This is a genomic window from Kitasatospora sp. NPDC002522 (assembly GCF_053595195.1).
This window is the reverse complement of sequence record NZ_JBSFXE010000045.1, coordinates 21,858-39,028: the sequence shown is the minus strand read 5'-3', so window position 1 is coordinate 39,028 and position 17,171 is coordinate 21,858. Positions and strand designations below refer to the sequence as shown.

16 protein-coding genes are annotated in these 17,171 nt (G+C 73.3%); 11 read left to right on the top strand and 5 right to left on the bottom strand.

What is annotated here, in order from left to right; all coding sequences use genetic code 11:
• Positions 1-42: 42 nt before the first annotated feature.
• Positions 43-1,020: a glycoside hydrolase family 16 protein gene (locus tag ACWD4U_RS29355; protein WP_363448719.1), complete on the bottom strand. Its 978-nt coding sequence runs from the start codon at positions 1,018-1,020 to the stop codon at positions 43-45.
• Between the two features lie 366 nt (positions 1,021-1,386).
• Between ACWD4U_RS29355 and ACWD4U_RS29350 the strand changes: the two genes are divergently transcribed.
• From ACWD4U_RS29350 to ACWD4U_RS29340, 3 genes are all read left to right on the top strand, one after another.
• Positions 1,387-1,848 (top strand): hypothetical protein, encoded by a 462-nt coding sequence (locus ACWD4U_RS29350; protein ID WP_363448721.1) that lies wholly within the window; start codon positions 1,387-1,389, stop codon positions 1,846-1,848.
• A 106-nt stretch (positions 1,849-1,954) separates the two neighbouring features.
• Positions 1,955-4,030, top strand: a complete 2,076-nt coding sequence (locus ACWD4U_RS29345) for a bifunctional polysaccharide deacetylase/glycosyltransferase family 2 protein (RefSeq protein WP_363449317.1) — start codon at positions 1,955-1,957, stop codon at positions 4,028-4,030.
• 2 nt (positions 4,031-4,032) lie between these two features.
• A complete protein-coding gene (locus ACWD4U_RS29340; RefSeq protein WP_363448723.1) occupies positions 4,033-5,277 on the top strand; it encodes an acyltransferase family protein in 1,245 nt (414 codons plus the stop codon).
• A 50-nt stretch (positions 5,278-5,327) separates the two neighbouring features.
• Here ACWD4U_RS29340 and ACWD4U_RS29335 read toward each other — a convergent pair whose 3' ends face one another.
• From ACWD4U_RS29335 to ACWD4U_RS29320, 4 genes are all read right to left on the bottom strand, one after another.
• Positions 5,328-6,278 carry a hypothetical protein gene (locus ACWD4U_RS29335; protein ID WP_363448724.1) on the bottom strand — a complete coding sequence of 317 codons (951 nt, stop codon included), beginning with the start codon at positions 6,276-6,278 and terminating at the stop codon, positions 5,328-5,330.
• Positions 6,279-6,482: 204 nt separating this feature from the next.
• Positions 6,483-7,832 (bottom strand): MBL fold metallo-hydrolase, encoded by a 1,350-nt coding sequence (locus ACWD4U_RS29330; RefSeq protein ID WP_363448725.1) that lies wholly within the window; start codon positions 7,830-7,832, stop codon positions 6,483-6,485.
• A 259-nt stretch (positions 7,833-8,091) separates the two neighbouring features.
• Positions 8,092-8,550: a MaoC family dehydratase gene (locus tag ACWD4U_RS29325; protein ID WP_363448726.1), complete on the bottom strand. Its 459-nt coding sequence runs from the start codon at positions 8,548-8,550 to the stop codon at positions 8,092-8,094.
• 120 nt (positions 8,551-8,670) lie between these two features.
• Complete coding sequence (locus ACWD4U_RS29320; RefSeq protein ID WP_363448728.1) at positions 8,671-9,105, bottom strand: pyridoxamine 5'-phosphate oxidase family protein; 435 nt, start codon at positions 9,103-9,105, stop codon at positions 8,671-8,673.
• 183 nt (positions 9,106-9,288) lie between these two features.
• Between ACWD4U_RS29320 and ACWD4U_RS29315 the strand changes: the two genes are divergently transcribed.
• The 8 genes from ACWD4U_RS29315 (at position 9,289) to ACWD4U_RS29280 (ending at position 17,158) form a co-directional block, all read left to right on the top strand.
• Entirely contained in the window at positions 9,289-10,128 is an 840-nt protein-coding gene (locus tag ACWD4U_RS29315) for a hypothetical protein (protein ID WP_363448730.1), read from the top strand.
• A gap of 123 nt (positions 10,129-10,251) precedes the next feature.
• Positions 10,252-10,872, top strand: a complete 621-nt coding sequence (locus ACWD4U_RS29310) for a hypothetical protein (protein WP_363448732.1) — start codon at positions 10,252-10,254, stop codon at positions 10,870-10,872.
• Positions 10,866-11,810, top strand: coding sequence for a hypothetical protein (locus ACWD4U_RS29305; RefSeq protein WP_363448734.1), 945 nt, complete (start codon positions 10,866-10,868; stop codon positions 11,808-11,810). Before ACWD4U_RS29310 ends, ACWD4U_RS29305 begins: the two co-directional genes overlap by 7 nt.
• 83 nt (positions 11,811-11,893) lie before the next feature.
• Positions 11,894-12,586: an SAF domain-containing protein gene (locus ACWD4U_RS29300; RefSeq protein WP_363448736.1), complete on the top strand. Its 693-nt coding sequence runs from the start codon at positions 11,894-11,896 to the stop codon at positions 12,584-12,586.
• Entirely contained in the window at positions 12,586-13,764 is a 1,179-nt protein-coding gene (locus ACWD4U_RS29295; RefSeq protein WP_363448738.1) for a hypothetical protein, read from the top strand. Before ACWD4U_RS29300 ends, ACWD4U_RS29295 begins: the two co-directional genes overlap by 1 nt.
• Positions 13,754-15,304 (top strand): CpaF family protein, encoded by a 1,551-nt coding sequence (locus ACWD4U_RS29290; RefSeq protein WP_363448740.1) that lies wholly within the window; start codon positions 13,754-13,756, stop codon positions 15,302-15,304. Before ACWD4U_RS29295 ends, ACWD4U_RS29290 begins: the two co-directional genes overlap by 11 nt.
• Positions 15,304-16,263 carry a type II secretion system F family protein gene (locus ACWD4U_RS29285; RefSeq protein ID WP_363448742.1) on the top strand — a complete coding sequence of 320 codons (960 nt, stop codon included), beginning with the start codon at positions 15,304-15,306 and terminating at the stop codon, positions 16,261-16,263. The genes ACWD4U_RS29290 and ACWD4U_RS29285 overlap by 1 nt, the downstream gene beginning before the upstream one ends.
• A gap of 7 nt (positions 16,264-16,270) precedes the next feature.
• Positions 16,271-17,158 (top strand): hypothetical protein, encoded by an 888-nt coding sequence (locus ACWD4U_RS29280; protein ID WP_363448744.1) that lies wholly within the window; start codon positions 16,271-16,273, stop codon positions 17,156-17,158.
• Positions 17,159-17,171 lie beyond the last annotated feature (13 nt).

Genomic DNA, 17,171 nt, shown 5'->3' with positions numbered 1-17,171 from the left:
AGAGCGCGCTGCGCGGGTGGGCCCGCGGGGCTGGTGGCGGGGTCAGGACTTCGGGACGGTGTTCACGTAGTTCGTGCCGGCGCTGTAGAAGCCGTCGACCGTCTTCTGGACGTCCGCCTGGGAGAGCGCCTCGTCGGCCTTGTAGTAGAACCAGTTGACCTTCAGGTTCCAGGTGCGCTGGCCGCTGATGCTCGAGGGGAGGTCGATGAACCAGTTGCTGAAGTGGACGTCCACCTTCTCCCGCAGGGTGTACTTGCCGGTGCTGGTGGACAGCTCCTTGCCGTCCAGGGTGTAGGTGACCTTCCCGTCCTGGGCGGTGATCATCATGAGGTGCCAGCCCTCGAGGCGCTGCTTGAGCGGGTGGGTGACCCGGTCCGCGGGGTCGGCCTTGAACCAGCTGGTGGTGTCGAGCTGCGGGCCGGGCGTGCCCCAGCCGCCGTTCGGGTAGTACTCGTAGTCGAGCTCGCTGTAGTTCGGCGAGGAGTCCGAGGGGGAGATCGGGAAGTACGACTGGGCGACATGGTCGCCGTTCCGGCCGCTCGCGGGCTTGTCGCTGAGATAGACCCGGGCAGCGAAGGTGCCGTTGAAGAGGGTGGCGCCGGTGCTCTGGATCTCGGTCTGCCGGGTGCCCTTGGGAGTGCCGTCGGTGGAGGCCTGCAGCTGCAGGACCCGGCCGCCCTGGGCGGTGGCGTCGGCGGGGAAGCCGGCGCCGGCCGAGGACCAGGTGTCCTTGATGCCGGGGCCGCCCCCGCCCTCGCGGACCTGCCAGCCGTGCGCGGTGAGTGACGGGTCGTCGGCGCCGCTGTAGTGGAAGTTGTCGAACAGGGTCCCGGGCGGGCCGGTCGGCGTCGGCGAGGCGCTGGGGGAGGCCGCGCCCTTCGCGGGCGCCCCCTTCGCTGACGCGGTGTCACCCCCGTCGGACGACGGGCTGCCGGAGCACGCGGCGAGGAGGCACGCGAGGGTCGGCAGCGTGAGCACGCTCCACGCGCGGTGACGACGGGTGCGGCGGGGCTGGCTCACACGAACTCCTTGGGGCGGCGGAGGCGGTACCCGGAGCCGCCCGTGGCACGAAGATCAATGGATGACTGACCGTATGACGATCAGATGGGGGGTCATCCTAACGAAGCGTGCAAGCCCCACCGCCCCCGCCCAGGGGTGCGCGCGGTGCTGCGCCCCGGCCCCGCCGGACCCGCATCGACCAGGCATGACAACCGTGCGTGCACGCTTACGGGTGGGTACACCTGCCCCGGTATTCCAATCCGATTACGACACCCGAACAGATCAGGCCAAAAGCAGACATCGGGTCACATTCGCTTCAGGCCGGTGCCGTAGCGTGCGCCCTACGCTTCCGCGGTCCACGTACCCTGCACTGAAAGGCCTCGCAAGGTGCGAAACGTCATCACCCCCACCGAACGCGGATCGGCGCACCAGGCCCAGCCTGACATGTTCGAGTCGGACTTCGAGGAGCCCGCCTCCTTCGAGGAGCCCGCCCCCACACCCGTGTTCGTCTCCCGGTCGGGAATGCGCGGCCGGCTGCTGCGCGGCCTGGGCTGGCCGGTCTCGGTAACCGGCGCCATCCTCGCGGTGGCCATGGGCAGCAGCCTGGTCGGTGTGCAGGCGGACGCCCCCGCGATGGGCATACCCGTGCAGCCCTCGCGCTCGCCCGTCACCTCGCCCTCACCCACGCCGTCGCCGTCCCCCTCCGCCTCGCCCTCCTCGTCGTCCTCGCCCCGGACGGGCACGCGCTCCGCGACGCCCTCGGCGAAGACCTCCGGCGCCACGGCGAAGTCCACGACCACCACCTCGCACGCGGCGACGCCTTCGGGCCAGGCCAGCAAGCACCCCTGATCGTCCGCACCACCCATCTCCAGGAGCGTCATTGTCCCGCCACCAGCGCCGCCGGCAGTCCCTGCTGAGGCCGCGCCGACTGGCCGCCCCGCCGCTGCGCTTCTTCATGCCGCTGTCGCTGCTGGCCTGCCTGCTCGCGCTGCTCGTGCTGCGCGGCCTCGCCACCAACGAGGTGTTCCACGACACCCGGATCGCGATCTCGGTGGACAAGGACACGGTTCCGCAGAACCTGCTCAAGGGCGGGCCGATCATCGACGCGCGCGGCTCCAAGAACGCGCACCCGGTGAGCTACGGCATCCCCGAGAAGACCGTGGTGCTGAGCTTCGACGACGGCCCCTCGCCGGACTGGACGCCGAAGATCCTCCAGGTGCTCGCCGCCCACGACATCCAAGCGGACTTCTTCGTGACCGGTGCGATGACCACCCGCAACCCGGAGCTGATCCGGCAGATCGTCGCGGGCGGCCACGAGATCGGCGTGCACACCTTCACCCACCCCGACCTGGCGTACCAGTCGCACGCCCGGATCAGCTGGGAGCTCGCGCAGACGCAGCTGGCGCTGGCCGGCGTCGCCGGCATCCACAGCGCGCTGTTCCGCCCGCCGTACTCCTCCGACGCCTCGGCGCTGGACGACTGGAACTACCCGGTCATCAAGTACGTGGGCGCGCACGGCTACCTCACCGCGTTCATCGACAAGGACACCGACGACTGGAAGAAGCCCGGTGTCGACGAGATCGTCAAGGCCGCGCTGCCCAGCACGCCCGGCGCGGGCGAGCTGATCCTGCTGCACGACGCCGGTGGCGACCGCTCCGAGACCATCACCGCGCTCGAACAGATCATCACCAAGCTGCAGGGCGAGGGCTACCGCTTCACCACCATCTCCGACGCGCTCGGCGCCACCGACGCCAACGTCCCGGTGCACGGCTTCCAGCTGTGGGCGGGCAAGGGCTTCATCTGGGCCAGCAAGTTCTCCGTGCTGACCCTGCCGGTCCTGGTCGGGATGCTGGCCGTCGTCGGCTTCCTCAACTTCGGCCGGTTCGCGCTGATGCTGGTCCTCGCGCCGCTGCACGCCCGCCGCGCCAAGCGGCGCGACGCCTGGGGGCCGCCGATCACCGAGCCGGTCACCGTGCTGGTCCCGGCCTACAACGAGCGCGAGTGCATCGCCAACACCCTCAACTCGCTGGCCGCCAGCGACTATCCGATCGAGGTCATCGTCATCGACGACGGCTCCACGGACGGCACCGCGGACATCGTCGAGGAGATGGCGATGCCGTTCGTCCGGCTGATCCGCAAGGTCAACGGCGGCAAGTCCAGCGCGCTCAACACCGGCATCGCGGCCGCCTCGCACGAGATCATCGTGATGATGGACGGCGACACCGTCTTCGAGCCCTCCACCGTGCGCGAGCTGGTCCAGCCGTTCGGCGACCCGAGGATCGGCGCGGTCGCGGGCAACGCCAAGGTCGGCAACCGGGACAGCCTGATCGGCGCCTGGCAGCACATCGAGTACGTCCTCGGCCACAACCTGGACCGCCGGATGTACGACATGCTCAACGTCATCCCGACCATCCCCGGCGCGGTCGGCGCCTTCCGCAAGGAGGCCCTGGAGCACGTCGGCGGGATGAGCGACGACACCCTCGCCGAGGACACCGACATCACCATCGCGGTGCTCTGCGACGGTTGGCGGATCGTCTACGCCGAGCACGCGCGCGCCTGGACCGAGGCCCCCGCCAGCCTCCAGCAGCTCTGGTCCCAGCGGTACCGCTGGAGCTACGGCTCCATGCAGGCGCTGTGGAAGCACCGCGGCGCGGTGACCTCCCGCGGCCCGGCCGGACGCTTCGGCCGGCTCGGGATGCCGCTCGTCGTGCTGTTCGGCGTGGTCGCCCCGCTGCTGGCGCCGCTGGTCGACATGTTCCTGCTGTACGGCGTGCTGTTCGCGGACGCCCCGATCACCCTCACCAGCTGGGGCGGCTTCATCCTGCTCCAGGGCGCGCTGTCCTGGTACGCCTTCCGGCTCGACCGCGAGAAGCCCTGGCACCTGATCAGCCTGCCGATCCAGCAACTGGTCTACCGGCAGCTGATGTACATCGTCCTCCTGCAGTCCACGATCACGGCGCTGACCGGTGGGCGGCTGCGCTGGCAGAAGCTCCGGCGCACCGGCGAGGTCGCCGCACCCGTGGAGGCCTGACCGTGACCACATCCACCGACTCCGGGCTCAGCCAGGACACCATGCAGCTGCGGATCCCGGCCGTGCTGCTTGAGCAGGCCGAGGAGGCGCCGAAGCGCAAGGGCGGCCGCGACCGCTACCTCGACCTGCTGCGCGCACTGGCCCTGGTCCGCGTGATCCTTTACCACAACTTCGCCTGGTTCTGGCTGCCCATCGTCTTCCCGTCGATGGGCGTGATGTTCGCGCTGGCGGGCTCGCTGATGACCCGCTCGCTCAGCCGCCCCGCCCTCGGCGTGATCCGCGGCCGACTGCGCCGACTGCTGCCGCCGATGTGGCTGTTCGGCGCCATCATGCTGGCGCTCCAGATACGCGACGGCTGGGGTCCGAACTCCGAGGGCCACCCCGCCTGGTGGTGGGGCAAGCTGGTGTTCTGGTTCCTGCCGCTGAGCACCCCGCCGTTCGCCGAACAGCTGCACGGCTTCCAGCACCACGTGGACGCCGGCTGGGCCGCGCAGGTCATCGTGCCGCTGTGGTACCTCCGGGCCTACCTCTGGTACGTGCTGCTCTCGCCGCTGATGCTGTGGGCGCTGCGGCGCTTCCCGGTGGTCACGCTGCTCGCGCCGCTGGCGATGGTGATCGTGATGAACGGGTTCTTCGCCGACCAGGAGTTCATCTACGGCCGGGTCTGGGAGACCGCCAACGACTTCGCCACCTTCGGCTCCTGCTGGATCCTCGGCATGGCCCACCAGGAAGGGCTGCTCAAGAGGATCCCGCAGTACGTCCTGCCGTCCCTCGCACCGCTGGTCATGGTGGCGGGCTTCTGGTACCTGCAGACCCGGCCGGTCGATCCGGCCCAGGCGACCGACATCGAGTCCTGGCCGATCGCCCAGGCCGTGTGGTCCTTCGGCTTCGTCGCCCTGCTGCTGCACATCAGCCCGTCGTGGGAGCAGTGGCCGGCGCCGCTGGAACGCTGGAACGGCCTGGTCAGCCTGCTCAACTCACGTGCCGTCAGCGTCTACCTCTGGCACCAGACCGCGCTGGTGGCCGCCGTCCCGCTGATCGACCCGCTGTGGAGCGTGCCGTTCTTCTACGACCACCTCCAGTGGCTGCTGACCAGCCCCTGGTTCACGCTGCTGGCGGCGATCCCGCTGCTCGTCCTGCTGGTGGTGACCTTCGGCTGGGCGGAGGACGTGGCCGCCAAGCGCTCGCCGCGGCTCTTCCCGTACCCGCGCCGCCAGCGCGGCAAGCGCCGGGCCGCGGTCGTCTAGACGCGCGGCGGGCCCCGCGGGTGTGCGGGGGTCCGCCGGCTGACGTGGGGTCAGGCGTTCCAGGGGGCGGTGGGGAACCAGAGGTAGCCGAGGCGGCCGAGCACCTTGATGTCCCAGTAGATGATGGTGAAGACCCCGGCGACGATGAAGGCGACCGCGGTGAGGGCGGCGGCCCGGCTCGGCTTGGCGGCGACCCAGCGGCGCAGGCGCTCGCCGAGGAGCAGCGAGAGCAGCAGCGCGAGCGCGGCCATCACCAGCATGTTGCCCACCGACTGGAGGACGAAGGCGAGCGCGCCGTAGCCCGGGTTGTGGGTGTTGGCGGCGTGCCGGAACAGGTCCCGGAAGAGCGGGTACGGGCGGCCGATCAGGAAGCCGCCGACCAGGGCGCCGAGGACCACCATGCGGGCGTTCGGGAAACGGCGGGTGAGCGGGCCGAGCGGGTCGGGGACGACCCCGGCGGCGGCCAGGCCGAGGACCGTCATGGCCAGGCCGATCAGGCCGAAGGCGATCATCGACTGGGCGGTGCGCGGCGAGATGGTGCCGGGGGCCGCGGCGGCGGTCGCGAACTGCGGCATCCGGGTGCCGACGATGCCGACCAGCGCGCCGTACAGCGCGGAGACCGGGAGCATGCCGGCGGCCATCCAGCCGAGCGGGCGCAGCACCACCAGCAGCCGCTCGCGGCGGGTCCCGGCCTCGCCGACCAGCTGGCCGACGGCGCCGAACACCGCGATGTTGCAGGCGGTGAAGGAGCCGGCCAGGCCGGAGACCAGGGCGAACACCACTCCGGCGGCGATGCCGGAGATCGGCGTCTTGTGCGCGTCGTGGCCGAGCAGGGTGTTGGCGGTGTTCACCCCGATCTCGGTGTCCACGAGCTTCGCGGACCAGGCGTAGGCGAGCAGCAGCGCGGCCACCGCGCTGCCGACGACCAGTAAGGCGCGGCGGCGCGGCGCGCGGGTCGTGAGGACCTCGCTGCGCGGCGGGGTGGAGACGACCTCGGTCATGGGCGGTTCCCTCCGGCGTGTGGGACTTTCGGGACGCACCGATTCTGTTTGCGGGGCCGAGGGGGCGCTTCTTCCAAAATGCTGCGTGCGGATTTCCGGGAACACCCGGGATTGCAGCGAGGTTAATTCTTGATTGGCCGTCAGGAATGTCGGAACGCCCGGCCTTTACCGGTGTTTGACTCGCGAACCAGGAGTTCCGCCCCGTCACACCAGGGGGAGCTCGCCCTCCGCGCCGGGCGCGGCCAGTGGCGCCTGCGGGCGGGCCGACGGACCGGCCAGCGGGGCGTCCGGCCGGTTCGGGCCGGTGAGCGCGGCCGGGGTGTCGGGGACGCCGGCGGGCAGCGGGGTGAGGCCGTCGGGGACGAGCAGCCCGGCGCCGCTGGGCATCGTCGCCACCGCGCGCCACCACAGTTTGAGGGCGGGCGGGTCGGCCGGTTCGAAGGGCTTGCCGGGGCGCGGCAGGGCGAGGTTCGTGCCGGCCGCCTGGGCGGCGGCGACCACCCGCTCGGCGGGCTCCTCCCACGGGTGCGGGGCCAGGTCGAAGGTGCACCAGTGGATCGGCAGCATGAGGTCGCCGCGCAGGTCGCGGTGGGCCTGCACGGCCTCCTCGGGCGTCAGGTGCACCTCGGGCCACTGCTCGGAGTACGCCCCGACCTGCAGCATCGTGGCGTCGAACGGGCCGAGCCGGCGGCCGATGTCGGCGAAGCCCGGGAAGTACCCGCTGTCGCCGCTGTGGAACACCCGGTGGCGTTTGCCCGCCACCGCCCAGGACGCCCACAGGAACTTGCTGCTCGGGCGCGGTCCGCGCGAGCAGTAGTGCCGGGCCGGGGTGGCGGTCAGCCGCAGGCCGTCGATCTCGGCCGACTCCCACCAGTCGAGTTCGACGATCAGCCGCGGCGGTACGCCCCAGTGCTCGAGGTGCGCGCCGATGCCGAGCGGCACCGCGAAGACCGCGTCGCCGGCGGCGAGGGTGCGCACGGTGTCCATGTCCAGGTGGTCGTAGTGGTCGTGGGAGATCACCACCACGTCCACCGGCCCGAGTTCGGTCAACGGCAGCGGCACGGGGTGCAGCCGCTTCGGGCCGATCCAGTCGAACGGGGAGCAGCGCTCGCTCCACACCGGGTCGAACAGCACCCGGACGCCGTCGAGTTCGGCCAGCACGGTGGAGTGGCCGAGCCAGGTCAGTCGCAGGCCGGAGGCGGGCGGGGTGGCCAGTTCGACGGGCAGCAGGCGGTGCAGCGGGACGGCGGCGGCCGGGGCGCGGCGGGTGTGGTCGATCGCCATCTTGCTGCGCAGCAGCGTCATCGGGGTGTGTGCGTAGACGAGGCGGCGGGTCGGCACCGGGTTGCGGAAGGCGCCGTCGACGAAGTGCGGGGAGTTCTGCACCCGGTGCCAGCGGTAGCCGCTCGGGTCGGCGCCGAACGCGTCGGTGCGCATCCGCTGCCAGGTGTCGTGCGGCAGCGTCCGGTAGGCGTGCTTGGCGTCGCGCAGTGCGAGCCCGGCCTCGGCGGCCAGTTCGCCGGCGCGGAACAGCCAGGAGACGGGGCGGGACACGGCACCTCCACGGTCGGACACCCGTACGGCGGCATGCCGGGCGTGGAGGCGGGGTGCCCCCGGGCGCGGGACGGCAGGCCGGAGGGCGACGCCCGGGCGGGCCCGCGGGGCCCGGGTCCGTGCGACGACCTCGCATCCGGACATTACCGGCCGAATCGGATGAAACCCGTCCGGAGCAGGTGAGGCGCGCCGCAGCGTAACGAGAAAGGACCGCCCCGGGTTGCGGGACGGTCCTCGGCTTCGGGGCCGGACGGGCGGCTCAGCCGGTGTAGAAGCGGGTGATGGCGTCCGCCACGCAGTGCGGCTTGGCGCTCTCCGCGCTGCTGATGGTGAACCGGACCACCACCTGCACGCCGCCGGGCACCGGCTCCGCCGAGACCAGCACGGCGCTCGCCCGCACCGCGGTGCCCACCGGCAGCGGCGCCGGGAAGCGCACCTTGTCCGAGCCGTAGTTGAGGGCCATCGCGACGCCGCCCTCGACGCCGTAGCACTCCTTCGCCAGCACCGGGATCAGCGACAGCGTCAGGTAGCCGTGGACGATCGTCCCGCCGAACGGCGACTCCTTGGCCCGCGCCGGGTCCACATGGATCCACTGGTGGTCGCCGGTCGCCTCGGCGAACAGGTTCACCCGCTCCTGGTCGATGGTGTGCCACTCGCTGGTGCCGAGCTCGGTGCCGACGGCGGCGGTCAGGTCGGCGAGCGAGGCGAAGATCGTCACGGTGCGCTCCACGGGTGCGTACGGGCCGGATCCGGCCCGTGAGGGCCGACTCCGGAGAGTATGCCTACCCGCCGGTCACCTGTCAGGGCCCGGGGCGGGTCCGCCGCCGGAGTGCGCAGCTCAGGACCGGTGGCCGAGCGGTGCGGAGGCGGGGCGCACCCGGCGGCCGGAGACCAGTTCGGGGGTGATCGCCACGTACTGCGGGCTCGGGTCCGGGATCCAGGGCAGCAGGCCGCCCGCCTCCAGTGCGGCGCGCTCGGCGCCGTCGCGCACCACCTGTGCGCGCCCGTGCACCAACACGCTCCAGCCGCTGTGGCCGTGCGGGTCGAAGTCGTCCACCTGGAACGCCGCCACCGTGCCGTCCAGCGCCCGGGCCGCCCCGGTGCCCGCCCGCAGCGCCAGGACCAGCCGACCGTCCGCGGCCACCTGGAAGGCCACCGGCAGCACCGCCGGCAGGGCGTGCTCGGTGTACACCACGCGGCCCAGCGGCACGCTGGCCAGCAGCCGGCGGCACTCCGCCTCGCTCAGCGTCTCCAGGGGCTCGTCACGGTCCATACCGCCGATGGTGCTCCTCCCGGGCGGGCGCAGATAGGGCCCATGGTCCCTGAGCTGGGGCTCATCGGGCCGATTCCGGCCCGCACCGACACCCGGCGGCGATAGCTTTGGCCACGGCCGGTGTCGCGCGCCCACCGGTCGCCGCGGCGGCACCGAGCGCGCGGCAGGCGAGGGGGCGACAGCGTGGTCAGCGGTGGCATCGAACTGGTGGTGATCGGCGCGGACGGCGGCCCCGACCGCGCCCACGCGGGCTCCGCACGCGCCGCCGACGGCGCTCGGGCGCTGGCCGACGCACTCCCCGGCCGCACCTTCGACGCCGGCACCCGGGGCAGCACCGTCAGCCGGCCGCCCGCCGACGCCGACGCCAACGCGCTGCTCACCGCCGTCCGGCAGGCCGGCCAGCGGCCCGCCCGCTGGCTGGTGGTCTGCCTGCTCGGCCAGCTGGTCGCCGACCCGCGCGGGCGCCGGCTCGCCCTGGTCACCGCCGGGTCCACCCCCGACAACGCCTACCGGCGCGGGCTGGCCTGGGACTGGGTGACCAGCGCGATGGTGCACGGCGCGCAGGAGGAGACCCTGCTGATCGTCGACGCGGTGGCCGACCGGGACGCCTGGGCGGCCCTGCAACGCGAGGACGGCGCGGGCGAGTTGCTCGGCCACTCCCGGGTGCCGTTGTGGGGCCGGGTGGGCCGGTGGAGCGGCGGTCGGCGCGGCCGGGACGCCGTCCTGCCGGGCGCCGAGGGCTCGTTCAGCTGGGCGCTCGGCCGGGTGCTGGAGCACGGCGTGCCCGGGGCCCCCGCCGCGGTCGGCCCGGTGGAGCTCCAGCCCGCCGTGGAGGGACAGTTGGGCTGGGGCGAACCGACCGCCGCGGGCGAGGCGAGATTGCTGGTTCCGCGTGACGGGGGGCGACTCCTGATGCGCAATCGGGCCGCCGTGAGAGGAGCGTTGGCCGGATTGCCGCTTTCCGATGGACTCTTGGCGGTTCTGTGGCGAGAAAACGCCCCATCCGATCCGCCTTCCGCGTAAGGTCAGGACGCCCCGGGTGTTGCCGTGTCGGGGTGGGGTGGCGAAGAATCGACCACCGAGCACACAGGGGACGGCAGACGACATCCGCGCCCGGATCCGTCCGGCCGCGGCAAGGTGGGGCTTATGCGGCAGCACGGAATTCCGTTGCGCCCTGGGGCGGTTGGGATCAGCGGGCTGGTGCTGGCATTCCTGCTGACGGGTTGCGGCAGTGGCGGCGCGGGTTCCGCCGACCGCCTCGGCACACCCTCGGCGAACCTGCCCACCGCCGCCGCCACCGGCTCCGCCGCCCCGGCCCCGAGCGGTACCCCGGTGCCCTCCGAGGGGCTGGAGGGCGCCGCCGGACAGGCCGCCCTGACGACCTATCAGTCCTGGTGGGACGCCCAGGCCGACACCTTCGGGCGATCGGATTCGGACGGAACCGTGCTGCGGCTCTACGCCACCGGAACGGCCCTCGGCGACACCCTCGCCACCCTCGACCAACTGCACCGCGCGAAACTGGTGTTGATCGGTAAACCCCGAACCTCACCGGTGCTCAAAGGACTTGATCTGCAGGCGAATCCGGCCACCGCGACGATCACGGACTGCCTCGACGTCACCGAGTGGCACCAGGCGGACGCCGCCACCAAGCAGATCAAGGATCCGCAACAGCGGCTGTCGCGCTATGCGGCCACCGCCGTGCTGCGGAAATCCGGAAACCGCTGGCTGATCGTCGACTTCACCCGTGAGGTGGCAAAGGCATGCTGAACTCCGCTTGGCGAGTCGCCATTTGTGTACTGACCGGAATCGGACTGTCGGTCGCCGCGCTGCCCGCCGCGAACGCGGACGGCGGCGGCGACGTCGACATCCACCCCTGCGCCTCCGACGACATCTGCGTCGGAGTCCACGACCCCGGCACCCCCGGCAGCACCAGCACCCCGGGCGGCGGCGGTGGCGGTGGCGGCGACCAGAGCTGCTCCTGGAACGGCATCCCGTACGCCTGCTGGGACGACGACCTCGGCTGGTTCTCCTCCAGCGACGGCTGCTACTACCAGACCGCCTTCCCGCAGCCGGACGCCACCGACCCCGCCTGGAACGGCCACAGCTCCGCCGACGGCGCCGTCTACGACGTCAACTGCCGCGGCGCGGACGGCCAGCTGAGCACCAAGCCGCAGACCTTCCTGGCCCAGGCGCCCGGCGCGGCCCCGGCCGAGACCCCCGGCAGCCTGGCCCGCAGCATCTTCGCCGACATGGTCCCGGACACGCCGCACCTGCACGCCGCGCCGCAGGGCAACGCGGTGGTCGGCTCCGCGGTATGGCTCTGGTACGACCGCAGCACCAAGGCCTCCGGCCCCTGGCCCAACACCGTCAAGGGCCAGCGCTTCACCGTCACCGTGACCTTCACCCTGGACCACGTGACCTGGAACGCCGGCGACGGCAGCCCGGCGTTCGCCTGCAAGGACCCCGGCACCCCGTACGACAAGGACGCCCCGGCCGGGGCGCAGTCCACCTGCTCGCACACCTTCGCCAAGAGCTCCGCGGGCAAGCCCGACAAGGCCTTCACCGTCACCGCCTCCCCGACCTGGCGGGTCACCGCCCACCGGACCGACCTGCCGGGCGTCCAGATCTTCAACTTCCTGTACACCCCCGCCACCATCAGCGGCACGATGCAGCTGCCGGTCGCCGAGGTCCAGGCCCTGAACTGAGCCCCCGACAGCCGGCCGCCAGGCCGGAGCAGTTGACGTTCCGTTGCGGATGAAAGGCCCGGAGACCGGTGGAGACCCGAAACATGCCGACGCAGAGCAGCCCGGCCGGCGCGGGGTACCCCGCCGAGGCGGCGGCGCGGCCCGCGCCGCACACCCCGCCGCGCCGACTCGGCGCCCGCCGCCGCCGGCCCGCCGTGCTCGCCATGGCGGTCGCGCTGATCGCCGCCGGCGGCCTCGGCGGCGCCGTGCTGTACAACAGCAGCGGCCAGCGGATCGCCGTCCTCGCGCTCGCCCGCGACGTGCCGATGGGTCAGAACCTGACCGCAGACGACCTGGTGGTCGCGCACATCGCCGGCGACCCCGCGCTGCGCCCGCTGGACGCCCGCGACCTGCAGCGCACCGTCGGCCTGCGCGCCACCACCGACCTCAAGCGCGGCGCCCTGCTGGTCAAGGCCGACCTGACCAGCGACCCGGCGGCGCAGCCCGGCCAGCAGACCGTCGGCATCTCCGCCAAGCGCTCCCAGCTCCCCGCCACCCGGCTCCAGCCCGGCCTGCAGATCCTGGTGGTCAACACCACCGACCAGAAGAACGACGGCACCGCCCGCACCCCCGAGACGCTCAGCGCCGTGGTCACCGCCGTCGGCCGCGCCGACACCGACGGCACCACCGTCATCGACGTGTCGATCGGCCCCACCGACGGCCCCAAGCTCGCCTCCTGGGTGGCCGGCGGCAAGTTCCAGGTGATCCTGGCGCCGCGCACCGGCGGGGGCTCCTGATGGCCGTGGTGGCCGTCCTCGGCGGACCCGGCGCCCCCGGGGCCACCAGCAGCGCCCTCGCCCTGCTGCTCGCCTGGCCGCTGCAGCCCGGCCGCCGGGTGCTGCTGGTCGAGTGCGACCCGGACGGCGGCGCGGTGCTGGCCGGCGCGCTCGAAGGCCGGGTCGAGGCGGTGTACGGACTGCGCAACCTCGCCGTCGCCGACCGCCGCGGCCTGCTCGCCCAGACCCTGTGGGAGCAACTGCTCGACGTCTCCCCGCAGGGCACCGGCGAGCGGCTGCTGCTGCCCGGGCTCACCGACCCCACCCAGGCCCCCGGCCTCGCCTACACCTGGGAGCCGCTGGTGGAGACGCTGCACGGCCTGGAGGCGCAGGGCTACGACGTCATCCTCGACCTCGGCCGCTCCGGTGCCGCCGGCCCGATGGCGGTGCTGGCCCGCCGCGCCGACGTGGTCGCCGCCACCGTCCGCACCACCCTGCGCGGGCTGTCCGCCGCCCGGCCGCGGCTGGCCGCCCTGCGCGAGGACCTGAACGCCAACGGAACCGGCGCCGACGGCCTCGGACTGCTGCTGGTCGCCGAAGGCCCCTACCCCGACGGCGAGGTGGCGCGGCAGTTCCAGCTGCCCGCGCTCGGCGTACTGGCCTACGCGCCGCGCACCGCCCGGGTGCTCTCCGACGGTGGCGACACCGCCGACCGGCGGTTCATCCGCTCCGAGCTGATGCGCACCGCCCGCACCGCCGCCGACCGGATCCAGCAGCTGATCGCCGCCCGGCGCCGCCGGCTCGCCCCGCAGGCCGCTCCGCAGGCCGCTCCGCAGGCCGCTCCGCAGGCCGCTCCGCAACTCGCCCCGCAGGCACCGTCGTTCACCCCCGGGCCGGTGATCGCACCGCAGCCGGTGCCGCCGCAGCCCGTGCCGCCGCAGATCCAACAGCCGGTCGGTTACGGACAGTTCACGAATGGCCAGTTCGCGGGCGCAGGAGGGCAGTTCACGAACGGTCAGTTCAACGGCGCGGGAGGTCAGTTCACGGGGGAGTGGCCGGTGCGGGCGGAGGCCCCGCCGGCGATCTCGTACGCGGCGCCGCACATCGCCCCGCCCGCCGTACCGCAGCCGCCCGCGCCCGCGCCGTTCCCCGGCCAGGACGACGGCGACGGCTGGGGGGAGGTCCGCCATGCGCGCTAGCCCGTACCAGGGTTCCACCGACGCCGCGGGCCTGCCCTGGGCGAAGCCCCCGCAGCCCGGCGTGCCCCAGCCCGGCTTCCCGCAGTCCGGCGTGCCCCAGGCCGTGGCGCCGCAGCCCGCCGCGCCGCAGGCGCTCGCGTTGCAGCCGGTGGGCGTCAAGCCGGCCGTCGACCCGCAGGTGGCGCGGGAGTTGAAGCGGCAGGTGGCGGCCGAGCTGCACCAGCAGCTGTCCCGGCTGGCGGAGTCCGGCACCGAGGCGGACCGGGCCACCCGGCGCCAGCGCGGCCGGGCGCTGATCGAGGAGGCGGTGGCCCGCTGGTCCGACGCCCACGCGCAGACCCACGGCATCCCGCCCACCCGGGAGCAGGACCGGGCGCTCGCCGAGGCCGTCTACGACCTGCTGTTCCGGGCCGGCCGGCTGCAGCCGTACCTGGACGACCCGGAGATCGAGAACATCCTGATCAACGGCTGCGACGACGTCTGGATCTCGCGGGTGCACCAACCCCTGCGCCAGGTCCCGCCGGTGGCCGACTCGGACGCCGAACTGGTCGAGCTGCTGCAGGACCTGGCACGGCAGCACGGCGGCGGCGAGCGCACCCTGTCCACGGCCAGCCCGATGCTGGCGCTGCGCCTTGAGGGCGGCATGCGCCTGCAGGCGATGACCGAGGTCACGCCCCGCCCGTACGTCGCGATCCGCCGCCACCGGGTGGCCAGCGCCACCCTCCGCGACCTGATCCAACTCGGCACCGTGGACAGCACCCTGGCCGCGTTCCTGGCCGCCGCGATCCGGGCCCGGAAGAACGTGATGATCACCGGCACGCAGGGCGTCGGCAAGACCAGCCTGCTGCGCGCGATGGCCGCCGAGATCCCGCCGGACGAGCGGGTCGGCACCCTGGAGTCCGAGTTCGAGCTGTGGCTGCACACCCTCGGCCACCTGCGGCAGGTCGTCCCGATGGAGGCCCGCGAGGGCAACGGCGAACGCGTCGACGGCCGCATGGCCGGCGAGTTGACGATCGGTGAGCTGATCCCGGCGGCGCTGCGCATGACGCTGTCGCGGATCATCGTCGGCGAGGTCCGCTCCGGCGAGGTGGTGCCGATGCTGCGGGTGATGACCAACGGCGAGGGCGGCTCGATGTGCACCCTGCACGCCCGCGGCCCGCACATGGTGGTCGACCGGATCGCCGAACTCTGCCTGGAGTACGGCGCGCACATGACCGACAGCCTGGCCTACCGGCTGACCGCCAACGCCGTCGACTTCATCGTGCACGTCACGATGATCGACGAGACCGCGGTCGGCGGCCGCCGGCACCGCTTCGTGTCGCACGTGCTGGAGGTGACCGGCCTCGGCGAGTCCGGCCGGCCCGCGATGAACACCGTCTTCGGGCCGCGTCCCGAACTCGGCGAGGTCCGGGCCGTCCCGGTCACCCCGCCGCACTGCCTGGACGACCTGCGCCGGGCCGGCTTCGACGCCGGCCTGCTCGGCTCCCCGTACGGGAGTTGGGGCGCTCCGCTCGCGCTGCGGATCGGGGGGATGCACTGATGCTGCTGTACGTGCTGTGCGGACTGCTGCTGGCCTGCGGCCTGGTCGCCCTGGCGGTGGGCCTGGTCGGCCGCCGCGAGGGCGAGGAGGAGCGGGACAACCCGCTGGAGTCCCGGCTGCACACGCTCTGGTACGGCGCGCCCGGGACCGCCTCGCCCGGCATGGCCCGGCTGCGCCGGATCCAGGTCGCGCTGGCCCTGATCGGCGCGCCGGTGGGCTGGCTGGGCACCGGCATCCCGCTGGCCGCGGTGCTGGTCCCGCTCGCGGTCTTCGGCCTGCCGTGGCTGTTCGACGCCACCCGCTCCGACACCCGGCGGATCGAACGGCTGGAGGCGCTCGCCGAGTGGACCCAGCGCCTCGCCGACGTGCTGCTGCTCGGCGTCGGCCTCAACCAGGCCATCCTGACCAGCCGTCGGACCGCCCCGGCCGCACTGGAGGGCGAGATCGCCGACCTGGCCGCCCGGCTGCAGGCCCGCTGGCGGCCGGAGGACGCGCTGCGGGCCTTCGGCGACCAGATCGCCGACGCCACCGCCGACAAGGTGCTCGCCGCGCTGCTGCTGCGGGCCGGCGACAGCGGCCCGGGCCTGGCCCGGGCGCTCGCCGACATGGCCGACTCGGTGCGCGAGGAGGTCCGGCAGCGCCGCGCCATCGAGGCCGACCGGGCCAAGCACCGGGCCACCATCCGCTGGCTGGTCGGCATCATCGTGCTGGTGATCGTCGCCGGTGCGTTCAACTCCGGCTACACCCGGCCCTATTCGACGCTCGCGGGCCAACTGGTGCTGGCCGGCGTCGCGGTGGCCTTCGTGCTGGTGATCGCCTGGATGCGCTCGATGGCCCGGCACACCCCGCTGCCGCGGATCCTGGAGCCGGACCGCCGTTCCAAGGCCGGCCGCCCGGCCGAACACCCCGCCGAGCCGGACACGTCGGAGCCCGAATCGCTCGTGAAGGAAGCGCGGTGAACCCACAGTGATCTCTCCCTGGGCCGTCCTGGCCGGCGGCGCCGCAGCCGGCGGCCTCGCCCTGCTGTTCGCCGAACTCCGCCCCGCCCCGCCCGAGTTGGGCCGAGCGCTGGACCGCCTGCACCGCACCCCGGACCAGCACCGGGACGCCGGCGTCGAAGCCGGGCTGCCCTGGTACGACCGGATCGGCGAACGCTCGCTGCGGCTGCCCGGCGTACGCCTCCCGCGGCGCGAACTCGCCCTGATCGGCCGCACCCCGGCCCGGTTCATGGCGCACAAGGTGCTGTTCGCCGTGCTCGGCCTCGCGCTGCCCGGCTACCTCGCCGCGTTCGCCGCGCTGCTCGGCGAGTCCCTGCCGATCGCCGTCCCGCTGGTGGTCGGACCGCTGCTGGCCGCGCTGCTCTGGCTGGTCCCCGACGCCATCGTCGGCGGCGAGGCCAAGGAGGCCCGTACCGAGTACCTGCACGGCATCGCCGCCTACCTGGAGCTCGTCGCGCTGGAACGCGCCGCCGACTGCGGCCCCGCCGAGGCGCTGCGCCGGGCCGCCTCGGTCGGCCGCGGCACCGTGTTCCGGCGGCTGCGCGACGCGCTGGAGCGCGCCGCCACCGACCGGCTCCCGCCGTGGGACGGACTCGACGCGCTGGCCGAGGAGTTGGGCCTCACCCCGCTGCAGGACGTGGCCGACATCATGCGGCTCTCCGGCACCGACGGCGCCGCCGTGTACGACACCCTGCGGGCCCGCGCAAAGAGCCTGCGCGGCGAGCTGCTCGCCGAGGAGCTCTCCAAGGCCAACACCGACAGCGAGCGGATGGTCGCGCCCGGCTCCGCCCTCACCCTGCTGATGACCGTCCTCATCGTCTTCCCCGCGCTGTACCAGATGCTCCAAGTCACCTGACAGCACACACCGT

Excerpts from the sequence above, each read along its gene's own strand:
- ACWD4U_RS29295 (WP_363448738.1), top strand. The coding sequence starts at position 12,586 with ATGGCCGTGGTGGCCGTCCTCGGCGGACCCGGCGCCCCCGGGGCCACC.
- ACWD4U_RS29285 (WP_363448742.1), top strand. The coding sequence starts at position 15,304 with ATGCTGCTGTACGTGCTGTGCGGACTGCTGCTGGCCTGCGGCCTGGTC.
- ACWD4U_RS29335 (WP_363448724.1), bottom strand. The coding sequence starts at position 6,278 with ATGACCGAGGTCGTCTCCACCCCGCCGCGCAGCGAGGTCCTCACGACC.
- ACWD4U_RS29305 (WP_363448734.1), top strand. The coding sequence starts at position 10,866 with ATGCTGAACTCCGCTTGGCGAGTCGCCATTTGTGTACTGACCGGAATC.
- ACWD4U_RS29345 (WP_363449317.1), top strand. The coding sequence starts at position 1,955 with ATGCCGCTGTCGCTGCTGGCCTGCCTGCTCGCGCTGCTCGTGCTGCGC.
- ACWD4U_RS29290 (WP_363448740.1), top strand. The coding sequence starts at position 13,754 with ATGCGCGCTAGCCCGTACCAGGGTTCCACCGACGCCGCGGGCCTGCCC.
- ACWD4U_RS29310 (WP_363448732.1), top strand. The coding sequence starts at position 10,252 with ATGCGGCAGCACGGAATTCCGTTGCGCCCTGGGGCGGTTGGGATCAGC.
- ACWD4U_RS29320 (WP_363448728.1), bottom strand. The coding sequence starts at position 9,105 with ATGGACCGTGACGAGCCCCTGGAGACGCTGAGCGAGGCGGAGTGCCGC.
- ACWD4U_RS29300 (WP_363448736.1), top strand. The coding sequence starts at position 11,894 with ATGCCGACGCAGAGCAGCCCGGCCGGCGCGGGGTACCCCGCCGAGGCG.